The 11,595-nt window shown below is 68.7% G+C and carries 11 protein-coding genes; 9 read left to right on the top strand and 2 right to left on the bottom strand.

What is annotated here, in order from left to right:
• Window positions 1-192: 192 nt before the first annotated feature.
• On the bottom strand, window positions 193-888 hold the full coding sequence (nucS, locus tag QFZ65_RS07895) for an endonuclease NucS (RefSeq protein ID WP_306909588.1): 696 nt from the start codon (window positions 886-888) through the stop codon (window positions 193-195).
• Window positions 889-948: 60 nt separating this feature from the next.
• Between nucS and QFZ65_RS07900 the strand changes: the two genes are divergently transcribed.
• A complete protein-coding gene (locus QFZ65_RS07900) occupies window positions 949-1,329 on the top strand; it encodes an ATP/GTP-binding protein (RefSeq protein WP_306909589.1) in 381 nt (126 codons plus the stop codon).
• Window positions 1,330-1,339: 10 nt separating this feature from the next.
• Window positions 1,340-2,173, top strand: a complete 834-nt coding sequence (locus QFZ65_RS07905) for an alpha/beta hydrolase (RefSeq protein ID WP_306909590.1) — start codon at window positions 1,340-1,342, stop codon at window positions 2,171-2,173.
• Window positions 2,174-2,216: 43 nt separating this feature from the next.
• On the opposite strand, the gene QFZ65_RS07910 is transcribed toward QFZ65_RS07905, so the two are convergent.
• Window positions 2,217-3,389 (bottom strand): AI-2E family transporter, encoded by a 1,173-nt coding sequence (locus QFZ65_RS07910; RefSeq protein WP_306912530.1) that lies wholly within the window; start codon window positions 3,387-3,389, stop codon window positions 2,217-2,219.
• Between the two features lie 317 nt (window positions 3,390-3,706).
• On the opposite strand from QFZ65_RS07910, the gene QFZ65_RS07915 reads away from it, so the two are divergent.
• The 7 genes from QFZ65_RS07915 to QFZ65_RS07945 all read left to right on the top strand — a co-directional run bounded on the left by QFZ65_RS07915 (window position 3,707) and on the right by QFZ65_RS07945 (window position 11,523).
• Window positions 3,707-5,551 (top strand): hypothetical protein, encoded by a 1,845-nt coding sequence (locus QFZ65_RS07915; RefSeq protein WP_306909591.1) that lies wholly within the window; start codon window positions 3,707-3,709, stop codon window positions 5,549-5,551.
• 129 nt (window positions 5,552-5,680) lie between these two features.
• Entirely contained in the window at window positions 5,681-6,697 is a 1,017-nt protein-coding gene (locus QFZ65_RS07920; RefSeq protein WP_306909592.1) for a tetratricopeptide repeat protein, read from the top strand.
• The gene (locus tag QFZ65_RS07925; protein ID WP_306909593.1) at window positions 6,697-7,797 is read left to right on the top strand and encodes an NADH:flavin oxidoreductase/NADH oxidase; all 1,101 of its coding nucleotides are present in this window, start codon (window positions 6,697-6,699) and stop codon (window positions 7,795-7,797) included. Before QFZ65_RS07920 ends, QFZ65_RS07925 begins: the two co-directional genes overlap by 1 nt.
• 91 nt (window positions 7,798-7,888) lie before the next feature.
• The gene (locus tag QFZ65_RS07930) at window positions 7,889-8,695 is read left to right on the top strand and encodes an ABC transporter ATP-binding protein (RefSeq protein WP_306909594.1); all 807 of its coding nucleotides are present in this window, start codon (window positions 7,889-7,891) and stop codon (window positions 8,693-8,695) included.
• Window positions 8,677-10,248 (top strand): transporter, encoded by a 1,572-nt coding sequence (locus tag QFZ65_RS07935; RefSeq protein ID WP_306909595.1) that lies wholly within the window; start codon window positions 8,677-8,679, stop codon window positions 10,246-10,248. Before QFZ65_RS07930 ends, QFZ65_RS07935 begins: the two co-directional genes overlap by 19 nt.
• Before the next feature lie 87 nt (window positions 10,249-10,335).
• Window positions 10,336-11,118 carry a glucosamine-6-phosphate deaminase gene (gene nagB / locus QFZ65_RS07940; RefSeq protein WP_306909596.1) on the top strand — a complete coding sequence of 261 codons (783 nt, stop codon included), beginning with the start codon at window positions 10,336-10,338 and terminating at the stop codon, window positions 11,116-11,118.
• An 87-nt stretch (window positions 11,119-11,205) separates the two neighbouring features.
• Window positions 11,206-11,523, top strand: coding sequence for a DUF3039 domain-containing protein (locus QFZ65_RS07945; RefSeq protein WP_306909597.1), 318 nt, complete (start codon window positions 11,206-11,208; stop codon window positions 11,521-11,523).
• Window positions 11,524-11,595 lie beyond the last annotated feature (72 nt).

The raw sequence follows: 11,595 nt of genomic DNA on the forward strand, positions 1-11,595 counted from the left end.
CCGGGCTTTGGCGGCAGGAGCTTCACGCTCGCAACGCGTCTTGCGAGCATGATAAAACACCTACACAAAGACTCGTATAAGAATTTCATGAGGAATGCGTCAGGTCAACGGCGGGGACAAAGAATTCGCCAAAAAATTGCACAAAGAACGCACGAATGGCGCCGGTGCAGGCGAATGCGGAAAAGGCCGGCCCTAGAAAAGCCGGGACTCGCTGTCGTCGACGCCGCGCATGGCGTCGTAGTCCAGCGTGATGCAGTCGATTCCGCGATCCTTGGCGAGGACCCTGGCCTGCGGCTTGATCTGCTGGGCGGCGAAGATCCCGCGCACCGGGGCCAGCAGCGGGTCGCGGTTCAGCAGTTCCAGATACCGCGTGAGCTGTTCGACGCCGTCGATGTCGCCCCGGCGCTTGAGTTCGATGGCGACGGTGGCGCCGTCGGCGTCGCGGGCCAGGATGTCCACCGGGCCGATCGCGGTGAAGTACTCGCGGCGGATCAGGGAGAAGCCGGCGCCGAGGAGCTCGATCTGGTCGGCCAGAAGGCGCTGCAGATCCGCCTCCACGCCGTCCTTGATCAGGCCCGGGTCCAGGCCGAGCTCGTGGGACGTGTCGTGGAGTTGCTCATGGATGTTGATGATCAGCCGGTCATCGGTCTTGGCGGACTGGACGGTCCACTGCTCGACCACGCCCACCTCCACGTCGATCTCGTCGGGGGCGGAGACCCGCAGCGAGGCCGGGGGGCTCATCCAGTTCAGCGGCTTGTAGGATCCGCCGTCGGAGTGGACCAGGACAGAGCCGTCCGCCTTGACCAGCAGGAGACGGGTGGCCAGCGGAAGATGGGCTTTGAGCCGGCCGACGTAATCGACGGAGCACCGGGCAATGACTAAACGCACCCGGTCAACATTACCGTCTTGGGGGAGCGGGAGGCATCCGGACTGGGGCAGAATGGAAGCATGCCCCGTTCCAACCGCCCCCGACGCGCGCTTTCTGGAAAGTCAGGCGCAGGCAGGACAGGCGCCGGAAGAGCAGGCGCAGGAAGAGCAGGTGCAGGCAAGACGGGCGGTCCACCCCCCGAGCTGGACCTGGAGCGCGCGCGCTCGGGATTCGCACGGCGCGAGAGTGCGCCGGACGGCGAATGGATGGTCCGCGCGATCACGGCCAGCCGGGCGGAAAAGAGCTATACCTGCCCGGGCTGCTTCACGGCGGTGCCGCCGGGGGTGGCGCACCTCGTGGTCTGGTCGCAGGACCATATCTTCGGCGACGCCGCCGGGCTTGCGGAGCGGCGGCACTGGCATTCGAACTGCTGGAGCTCACGCAGCTACCGGTATCGCTAAGCTGGTCAGCATGACTCCTGACTCCGCCGGTTTTGACCCCGCGTCGTACGTTTTCAGCCAGCCGTCCGCGCCGACGGCGATCCGAGCGTCCACCGTCCTTCCCGCCCACCGCGAAAACGTGGAGCTCCGGACCGCGGACGGCCACAAGCTGGTCGGCGAACTGGCGTTGCCCGAATCCGGGGACATCAAGGCCACGCTGATTACCCTGCACCCGCTGCCGACGCACGGCGGGTTCATGGACTCCCACGTGTACCGGAAGGCCTCCTATCGCCTGCCCGCCCTGGCCGGCATCGCCGTGCTCAGGTTCAACACCCGCGGCACTTCCTCTCCCCGGGGGGCCAGCACCGGGGAATTCGAGGAGGGCATCGGCGAACGCCTCGACGTCGAGGCGGCCGTCCGGTTTGCAGTGGACCGCGGGCTGCCGAACCGCTGGCTGGTGGGCTGGTCCTTCGGCACGGAGCTCGCGCTGATGTACGGCGCGAAGGAACCGGTGGCCTCCGAGGTGGAGGGCGCCATCCTGCTCTCGCCGCCGCTGCACCGTGCCACGGACGTGCATCTGAAGGAATGGGCGGACTCAGGCAAGCCGCTGAAGGTGCTGGTTCCGGAACATGACGACTACCTGCAGCCTGCCGCCGCCACGGAGCGGTTCAGCGTGGTGCCGCAGGCGCGAATCATGGGCGTCGACGGCGCCAAGCACCTGTGGGTGGGGGAGAAGCATGCCGGCCGCGTCCTGAACGAGATCGTGGCCGAGGTCCTGCCCAGCGGAGCCGGCGGCACAGCTTCCGGGACGGCCGCTCCTCTGCCGCACGAATGGAACGGCCCGGTGGCCACGGCCTCCGCCTGAGGCCTGTTCCGCTGCGTCAGTGCTTGTCCTGGCGGACGCAGGTTCAGTGCTTGTCCTGGCGGACGATGTAGATCTCCTTCATGAGCAGCATGACCGCGGCGGCGGTGGGGATCGCGATCAGGGCACCGAGGACGCCCAGCACGCTGCCGCCGGCAATCACCGAGATGACCGCCACCGCGCCCGGCACTGCGACAGCCTTCTGCATGACGCGCGGGGAGATGAAGTAGGCCTCGAACTGCAGGTAGGCGAAGTAGCAGATGGCATAGGCAACCGCCGTCTGCCATCCGGCTGTCAGCGATATGAGCGTCACGATCACGCCGGCGATCATCCCTCCGACCAGCGGGATGAAGGCCAGCAGCGCCACGATGAAGGCGAGCAGCACGGCAAACGGGACGCCGATGATCGTCATCACAACGAAAGCGAACGTGGCATTCAGCAGGGCGACGACGGCCTGTCCGATCACGTAGTTGCCGACCGAACCGGTGATCTCCTCGGCCAGGGCCTCGACCCGGGTCCGCCGGGACCGCGGGGCAAGCCGGTAGCCCCATTTCTTCATGGCAGGCAGGGCGCCCAGGAAATACAGGCTGAGGACCAGCACAATCAGGGCCCCGAACAGCCCGTTCGCCACGGTGGAGCCGAAGCCGACGACGCCCCCGAAGATGCCGCTCATGGCCTCCGGGTCGTTGACGAACTTCTCAAGCTCCTGCGTGATCCGCTCCCGCACCCCGAACTGGTTGTCCAGCGAGCGGAAGAAGTCCGAATCGATGAAGTCCTGGATCCAGCGCGGTGCCTGCGCCACGATCTGCGTCACCTGCTGGACCATCGTGGGGATGAGGGTGGCGAAGAACGCGACCACCGCAAGGGCCAGCGTGGAGACCGCGATCAGGATGCCGGCGGCACGCGGGACCCTGTTCTGTTCCAGCCAGCGCACCACCGGATCAAGCCCGAGGGCGATGAACAGGGCGGTCACGATCCACAGCAGCAGCTGGGTGGTGTTGGAGGCGATCCAGTACAGGAGCAACGCGACACCGACGCCCACGGTCCCCATGAACCCGACGTAGAGGGGGTGCTGGGATGAGATCCGGGGTCCGGGGGGCCCGAAGCGGGTGTCCGTCTCCGGAGCGGGCTCATCGAGAAGCTCCGGCGGCATTTCAAAGCGCAGCCGCGGCTGGGCACCGGGAATGGGCTGGCGCAACCGGCGCGCCACCGCGACCAGGGCGAGGGCGAGGGCGGCCCGGCGGGGCGAGGCATGCTCCTGGGGCGCGCGATCGACGGTCCCGGATTCTTGGCTTTCTTCCTGTCCTGCGGGGGACGAATCCGTATGTTCACTCACTGCGCTTGAAGCCCTTTATCTCTGGATATCCCCTGAACAGCCGCGGTCGCGGGCGATGTGATGATCACCGCAAACACTATCAGCAGGCTTGGTACCGCGCGGTTCTCCGGCGCTGCGGCGAAGGGCTGAGGCCTGGCGCAATGGTACGACCTGACTGAGCGGTAACAGGGTTGGTTACCATTGAAGCTACGTGTCCGCTGATGATAGGTAATATTTTGCGTTTCAAGACTGCAGTTGCACTAGTGCTGCTCGGCCTCCTGACACTGCTGGCCGGAATCGGCCAGAAGACTTTCTGGGCCCCGCCGGAGACCGTCACGGCCGCCGCCCCCACGGACGCGGCCGCCGCGCCGCTGACCGTTTTCGACGGGAAGCTGCGCACGCTGCACCCCGGGACGGTAAAGATCAACGTCAAGGGGGAGGGCAGCTTCCTGCTGGCGGCCGGCCGGCCGGACGACGTCGACGCGTGGGTCGGAGCCACGGCACACAACACCGTCTCCGGCGTCTCCAACGACGGCAAGGCACTGCAGTTGACCCATACCGACGGCGAGGCCACCGCGCCGTCTCCCGCCGGGTCTGACCTCTGGGTCACCACAGAGAACGGCAGCGGCGAATTGAACTACTCGTGGACCCCGCCGGCCGACGGCGACTGGTCGCTCCTGCTCGCGAGCGACGGCACCAAGCCGGCTCCCGCGTCCATCACCATGACATTCCCGAATGACACCTCCACGCCGTGGGCCATCCCCTTCATCGTGCTGGGCAGCCTCCTGATCGTTGCCGGTGGCGCGCTGCTGCTCCTCAAGCCGAAGCCGGGATCCGGCAATGGCATGGGCGGCTCCGCCGGCAGCATGTTCGGCCGCCGCCCGGGAACCACGTCCGGAGCCAGTCTCGTCGCCCCAGGATCCGGGGATGCCGCCGGCTCCGGAACGGCATCAGACGCGCCCCCGTCCAAGCCGGCCGCTCCGGCCGAAAGCGGGGTGGCCCCGCGCGGCATCCCGGGTTACCGGCTGCGCCGTTCCGGCGCGGCCATGGCAATGCTTGCGGTTTCCGCCGTCGCGGTCAGCGGCGTGCCGGCCCAGGCCAGCCAGACGCCGGCACCGGCCCCGGAGACCTCGACCGGCGCTCCCGCGGCAACGCCGCCGGCAGCGGAGGGGACAGCCCCGGATGCGCCCGTGCTCATCGATGCGCAGTTCCGCCGCATCCTGGAGCAGGTTGCCGGTGCCGTTGACGCCGGTGACGGAGCCAAGGATGCTTCCAAGCTCGAACCGCGCCTGGCACTGACGGAACTCGAAGTCCGCACTCAGAACTACAAGATCCGGTCGCAGGTCGGCGCCTACGAGGCCCGGATGCCGGTCCGTGCCACGAAACTGCTGACGACCGTTGTCACCAACAAACGCAGCTGGCCGCGTTCGGTCCTTGCCGTGACCCAGGGCGAGGGCAACGTTGTCCCGCAGCTGCTCACGCTGACGCAGGTGTCGCCGCGGGAGAACTACAAACTCGTTGCCACCACTCCGCTGCAGCCGGGCACCACCTTCCCGACCCTTCCGCGGGACGGCACCGAGACGCTTGCGCCCGCCGACAAGACCGGTCTCCTGTACAGCGGCGAGGAGGCCCTTGCCGGCCTGGGCGACCGGCTCACGAACGCCGAGTCGCCGTTCAAGGACAAGCTGGTGGAGGGGCAGTCCTCCCCGTACATCGCGGACACGCTCGCGTACCAAGCGGACGTGGTGAAGTCCGGCGTCAACGGAAACTTCTCCTTCACCCACAAGGTGGTGCCGGAGAGCATGGTGGTCTTCCGGGCTGCCGACGGCGGTGCACTGGTCCTTGGCCGGCTTAACTTTCTCTTTGACGGCACGCCCAAGGCGGCCGGTGACAAGCTGACGATCGGTGACGACGCGGCGGCCCTGGCCGGCGGCAAGGATACGAGCACCGGAATGGTCCTGAACTTTGCCGAGTCCATGGCCGTCTACATTCCGCCGGCGGGCTCCACCGACCCGATGAAACTCGTCGCGGCCACCCGCGGCCTGGTAGGGGCCGGCTTCAAGTAGCCGCACGCCCACGGCAGTTGACAGCGGCCCGGCCGCAGCGGTTCCGCCGCTGCAGCCGGGCCGCTGGCTTTCCGGTGGCACCGCCTTTCAAGTAGCACCGGGGCGGGCCGCAGTGGTTAGAGTGGTGCTATGACTTCGCCAGCTTCCCGCCCGGTTCCGCCAGCTGCCGCCAATCCGCTTAACCTGCGGGGCGCCGTCGACCTCTCCTCGCTGAGGCAACGGCCGCCGTCGCCGCCCGCCGGCGCTCCCGCCGCCGGCGCTCCCGCCGCCCCCGCTCCCGCCGCCCAGGACGGGGAGCAGCCGGCCCAGCCGCTGCGCGTGGACGTCACCGAGGCAAACTTCCAGGACCTGGTGGAGCTCTCCGCCCAGGTTCCCGTGGTCATCGCCCTGTGGGCCTCCTACTCACCGGGGTCCGGCCAGCTGGTGGACGCCCTGTCGCAGATCGTAGACAGCTACGCCGGCCGGCTGGTGCTCGGCGCCGCCGACATCGAAGCCTTCCCGCAGCTCGCCCAGGCCTTCCAGGTCCAGGCCGTTCCGACCGCCGTCGCCGTGGTCAAGGGACAGCCTGTGCCCCTGTTCCAGGGCGGTGCCGAGGAACAACAGATCCGGAGCCTGCTCGACGAACTGCTCAAAGTGGCCGCGGCCAACGGTGTCACCGGGCGCATCGGTGCCGGCGGGCCCGGCACAGCCGGAGCAGGCACAGCAGAGGCTGAGACCGCGCCGCTGCCGCCGCTGCACCAGAAGGCCTTCGATGCCATTGAATCCGGGGATTACGCCACGGCGGCCGCCGCGTACCGGCAGGCCCTGCTGGAGATGCCCGCCGACGCCGAGGCCAAGGCCGGACTGGCCCAGGTGGAGCTGATGGGCCGCCTCCAGGCGTTGTCCGCCGCGGACACCGAAGCCCTGCGCCACCTCGCTGCCGAGGAGCCGGACAACCTTGAAGCCCAGCTCGGCGTGGCGGATCTGGATGTCGCCGGCGGCCACGTGGAGGACGGCCTGGGCCGGATCGTCGCCTTCATCGGCAGGAACTTCGGCCCCGAGCGCGAAACGGCCAGGGTCCGCCTGCTGGAGCTGTTCGACGTCGTGGGCGCCGCGGATGACCGCGTTGCAAAGGCGCGCCAGAACCTGGCGCGGGTGCTGTTCTGATGGGGTCGGCACTTTTTGCTCCGCTGGACCTGCGCGGCCTTCACCTTCCGCACCGCGGCTGGGTGTCGCCCATGTGCCAGTACAGCTGCGGAGCCGAGACGGGAGAAGGGGTACCCAACGATTGGCACCTGATGCACCTGGGCTCCTTCGCCACCGGCGGGGCCGCGCTGATCCTGACAGAAGCCGCGGCAGTCAACGCCGCCGGCCGGATCAGCCCCCGGGACGCCGGCCTCTACAATGACGAGCAGGCAGCGGCCTGGGAACGGATCACCGCCTTCGTGCACCGCAACGGTGCCGCGGGGACCAAGATCGGCACCCAGCTGGCGCATGCCGGGCGCAAGGCGTCCACCTACTGGCCGTTCTCCGGCAAGCAGGGAACTGTCCCCGCCTCCGAGGGCGGCTGGGACACTGTGGGTCCCTCTGACCTTGCCTTCGACGGCTATGCGCCGCCCTCGGCCATGACAGCGGACGAGATCGAGGGCGTGATCGCCGACTTTGCCGCCTCCGCCGTCCGGGCGGTTGACGCCGGCTTCGACACGATCGAACTTCACGGCGCCCACGGCTACCTGCTGCACCAGTTCCAGAGCCCGCTTATCAACACCAGGACCGACGCCTGGGGCGGCGACGAGGAACGCCGGAACCGGCTGACCCTCGCCGTCGTGGACGCAGTCCGGAACGTCATCCCCGATTCCATGCCCCTGCTGCTGCGCATCTCCGCGTCGGACTGGGCGGAGGGCGGCATCGATGTCGAGGCGTCGGTGCGGCTGGCCCGGGCTGCCGCAGAACACGGGGTGGACCTGGTGGACGTCTCGAGCGGCGGCGCCGTGGCGCACCAGCAGATCACCGTGGGGCCCGGCTACCAGACCGGATTCTCCGCCCGGATCCGGCACGAAACCGGCGTCCGCACCGGCACCGTGGGCCTGCTGACCTCCGCGGGCCAGGCGGAGCACGCAGTGGCCACCGGCCAGGCCGACGGGGTGTTCATCGCCCGCGCCGCGCTCCGGGACCCGCACTGGTGGCTGCGCGCCGCGTTCGAGCTGGGACAGGAGCTGGCCTGGCCGCCGCAGTACGAGCGGGCCGTTCCGCGCCACTCGTTCTAGTAAAACGCCGCGTACTCCGCGCGCCACAAGGTGTGCGGAGTACGCCTTGCGGACGATCCGTTACGCAGCCGGCGGCGGTTAGTCTAACGACATGAGTATTCAGCCACCGGATCCTTCGGTTCCCGGCGACGTGCCGCTGCCGCCGGTTCCCGCCCTCTCCCTCCGCGGGCTCGCCAAGCGCTTCGGCACGAAGATCGCCGTTGACGGCATCAGCCTCGATGTCCCCGCCGGCTCCTTTTACGGAATCGTCGGACCCAACGGGGCGGGAAAGACAACGACGCTCTCGATGGCCACGGGGCTGCTGCGGCCGGACTTCGGAACTGCCCATGTGCACGGGGTCGACGTCTGGCAGCGCCCCCTGGACGCCAAGAAGATGCTGGGGATCCTGCCGGACGGCATGCGGCTCTTCGACCGGCTGACCGGGGAACAGCTTGTGAGCTATGCGGGCCTGCTGCGCGGCATGGATAAGGCGGTGGTGGCCTCCCGGGTCCACGAGCTGCTCTCCGCCCTGGACCTGGGCCAGGACGGCGGCACCCTGGTGGTGGACTACTCCGCCGGCATGACCAAGAAAATCGCGCTGGCCTCGGCCCTGATCCACGCCCCGCGGCTGCTGGTGCTCGATGAACCCTTCGAATCGGTGGACCCCGTCTCCGCGGCCAATATCCGTGACATCCTGGACCGCTACGTCGCATCCGGCGGCACGGTGATCGTCTCCAGCCATGTCATGGACCTGGTCCAGCGGATGTGCGACCACGTTGCCGTCGTCGGCGGGGGGCGCGTGCTGGCCGCCGGCACCGTTGACAACGTGCGTGCCGGCGCGAGCCTCGAAGACCGCTTCGTCCAGCTCGTGGGCGGCCGGAGCCAGGCGGAGGGGCTGGAATGGTTGCGCACCTTCTAAGGCTCAAGCTGACGCTGCTGCGCAACAGCGTCCGGCGCAGCCCCTGGCAGCTGGTGGGCCTGGGCTTCGGCGCACTGTACGCGCTGGGCGTGGTCGGACTGGCGGTCGCCGGGCTGGTGTTCCTGCGCGGTGCCGACGTCGGCCTGGCCCAGACCGTCGTGGTGCTCGGCGGCGCGGCGGCGCTGCTCGGCTGGGCGATCATCCCGGTGGCCGCCTCTGCCGCCGACATGACCCTTGACCCGGCGCGGTTCACCACCCTTGCCGTGCCGATGCCGCAGTTGCTGGCAGGCCTTGCCCTGGGCGGGCTGATCGGCATTCCCGGCACCGCAACCTCGCTGGTGGCCCTGGCAACCGTGGTTACGTGGTCCCGGAGCGTTCCCGCCGCGGCAGGCGCCCTGGTGGGCGCGGTCCTCGGCGTGCTGAGCTGCATCGTGCTCTCCAAGGTGGTCACGACGGCCACGGCCGGGCTGGCCAGCTCCCGCCGGTTCAAGGACGTCAGTTCCGTGGCCTTTCTGATCCCGTTGGTCCTGCTGGGTCCCATCATGGCGGGGATTGCGGGCGGAATTGCCCGTTCCGGCGCATTCCTGGCGGAGCTTGCCAGCGCCCTGTCCTGGACTCCGGTGGGTGCGGCATGGTCCCTTGGCGGCGAGCTTGCTGCCGGGCACTACGGCCCAGCGGCACTCAAGCTGGTTCTCGCCCTGGTGACCCTCGCCGCCCTGGCGGTGTGCTGGAAGATCCTGCTGCAGCGCGCCCTGGTCACCCCGCCTTACTCCGGCGGCACCAAGAGGCGCGCCAGGGGACTGGGCCTGTTCGGGCTGTTCCCGGCGACGCCGACCGGTGCGGTGGCGGCCCGCTGCCTCATCTACTGGTTGCGGGACCCGCGCTATGCCGGCGCCCTCGTTGTCGTCCCGCTGCTGCCGGTGCTCGCGCTGTTCCAAGCGGGTAACACCGGGTCCTCCGGCCTGCTCCTCTTTGTCGGTCCGCTGACGGCGTTCCTGCTGGCCTGGTCCATCTGCTCGGACGTTTCCTACGACAATACGGCGTTCGCACTGCACCTCTCCGCCGGAGTGCGCGGGGTTGCCGACCGGCTGGGCCGGGCCCTCGCATGCCTGGTGTTCGCGCTGCCTGTGGTGCTCGCCTTCAGTGTCCTTCCCTTCCTCTTCAGCGGCGACTGGGCCCGGCTGCCGGGGCTGCTGGGCCTTTCCCTCGGCATCCTGTTCAGCGGCATGGGTCTGTCATCGGTGGTTTCGGCACGCTACACAGTCGCCGTACCGCTGCCGGGAGACAGCCCCTTCAAGAAGCCGCCGGGGAACGTGGCGCAGGCCATGGCCGTGCAGTTCGGCGGCATGGGCGTGCTGCTGCTGCTCGTCGCGCCGGAGATTGCCCTGATGGTGGCACAGTCCGTCACCCGCAGCGCTGTGCCCGGCTGGATCAACCTCGGCGTCGGCCCGGTCCTGGGCCTGGCGTTGTTTGTTGCCGGCATCCGGCTCGGCGGAAAATGGCTGGACGCACGCGGGCCGGAGCTGCTGGCGCAGCTGGTCGTCAACCGCTGACCTGACCACGAAGGACGGGAGTGGGATAGCCTGCCAATTAACGGCCCGCGCGGGCGCAGCAGCGGACATGAGGAGAAGGGCACGGAGATGGAAATTGTTATCCTTCCCGGCGTCAAGGCAATTGCCGCGCTCGCCGCGGACGCGATCGCGGCCCTGCTGGAGCGCAAACCGGATGCCGTGCTGGGCCTGGCCACCGGCTCCTCCCCGCTGCCCGTCTACACCGAACTCGCCCTGCGGCACGAACGGGACGGCCTGGACTTCAGCCGGGTCCGGGGCTTCGCCCTCGATGAGTACGTCGGGCTGCCGGCAGGGCACCCGGAATCGTACCGCGAGGTCATCCGGCGTGAGTTCACGGAAAGGGTGAACATCAGTCCGGCCAACGTCCACAGCCCGGACGGCACAGCGGCGGACATCCCCGAGGCATGCCGGGCGTATGAGGACGCCATCCGCGAAGCCGGGGGAGTGGACCTGCAGCTCCTCGGTGTCGGCACTGACGGACATATCGGCTTCAACGAGCCCGGATCCTCGCTGGCCTCCCGGACCCGGATCAAAACGCTGATCGAGCAGACACGCCGGGACAATGCGCGGTTTTTCGGCAGCCTGGCGGAGGTCCCGCACCATGTCCTGACGCAGGGGCTGGGAACCATCCTCGAGGCCCGGCACGTGATCCTCATCGCCACCGGAGCACAGAAGGCGCAGGCCGTCCGTGACCTTGTCGAAGGCCCGGTCGCCGCGATATGCGCGGCGTCGGTGCTGCAGCTGCACCCGCATGCCACGATCCTGGTGGACGAGGCTGCCGCGTCCTCGCTGCGGTTGGGGGACTACTACCGGCACAGCTACGACCACAAACCCGCGTGGCAGGGCCTATAGCAACCGCCGTCTCCCCGGCCACCGCTTTGCCTCGTGCAATCCGGTGCTGTGGCAATCCTGTCGGTTCCAGCGGCTAAGATAGGTCCCATGACAAGCATGACCGATCCTCTCGAAAACGACCCGATGCGCGAGCTCTCCGGAGCCGGTACGTCGACGGCCACCATCGAGCGCGAGGAACTGCGCCAGGAAGTGGAACCGGGTGACCGGGAACGCTTCTCGCACTACGTGCGCAAGGAAAAGATCATGGAATCCGCACTGTCGGGCGAGCCCGTCATCGCCCTCTGCGGCAAAGTGTGGACCCCCGGCCGTGACCCGAAGAAGTTCCCCGTCTGCCCCGAATGCAAGGAAGTCTATGACGGACTGCGCCCGGGCAACGACGGCGGCGACGGCTCCGGCGGGAAGTAGCGCGCTTCCGCGACACGGGACGCGCTGCGCCTCGGCGTCCCGCGCTTAGTCGCGCCGCGACGCCCCGGGGAG

Source organism: Arthrobacter sp. B3I9 (assembly GCF_030816935.1).
Lineage (GTDB): Bacteria > Actinomycetota > Actinomycetes > Actinomycetales > Micrococcaceae > Arthrobacter.

Coding starts and splice junctions, on each gene's coding strand:
- QFZ65_RS07915 (WP_306909591.1), top strand. CDS start 3,707: ATGATAGGTAATATTTTGCGTTTCAAGACTGCAGTTGCACTAGTGCTG.
- QFZ65_RS07925 (WP_306909593.1), top strand. CDS start 6,697: ATGGGGTCGGCACTTTTTGCTCCGCTGGACCTGCGCGGCCTTCACCTT.
- nagB (WP_306909596.1), top strand. CDS start 10,336: ATGGAAATTGTTATCCTTCCCGGCGTCAAGGCAATTGCCGCGCTCGCC.
- QFZ65_RS07935 (WP_306909595.1), top strand. CDS start 8,677: ATGGTTGCGCACCTTCTAAGGCTCAAGCTGACGCTGCTGCGCAACAGC.
- QFZ65_RS07900 (WP_306909589.1), top strand. CDS start 949: ATGCCCCGTTCCAACCGCCCCCGACGCGCGCTTTCTGGAAAGTCAGGC.
- QFZ65_RS07930 (WP_306909594.1), top strand. CDS start 7,889: ATGAGTATTCAGCCACCGGATCCTTCGGTTCCCGGCGACGTGCCGCTG.
- QFZ65_RS07920 (WP_306909592.1), top strand. CDS start 5,681: ATGACTTCGCCAGCTTCCCGCCCGGTTCCGCCAGCTGCCGCCAATCCG.
- QFZ65_RS07945 (WP_306909597.1), top strand. CDS start 11,206: ATGACAAGCATGACCGATCCTCTCGAAAACGACCCGATGCGCGAGCTC.
- QFZ65_RS07905 (WP_306909590.1), top strand. CDS start 1,340: ATGACTCCTGACTCCGCCGGTTTTGACCCCGCGTCGTACGTTTTCAGC.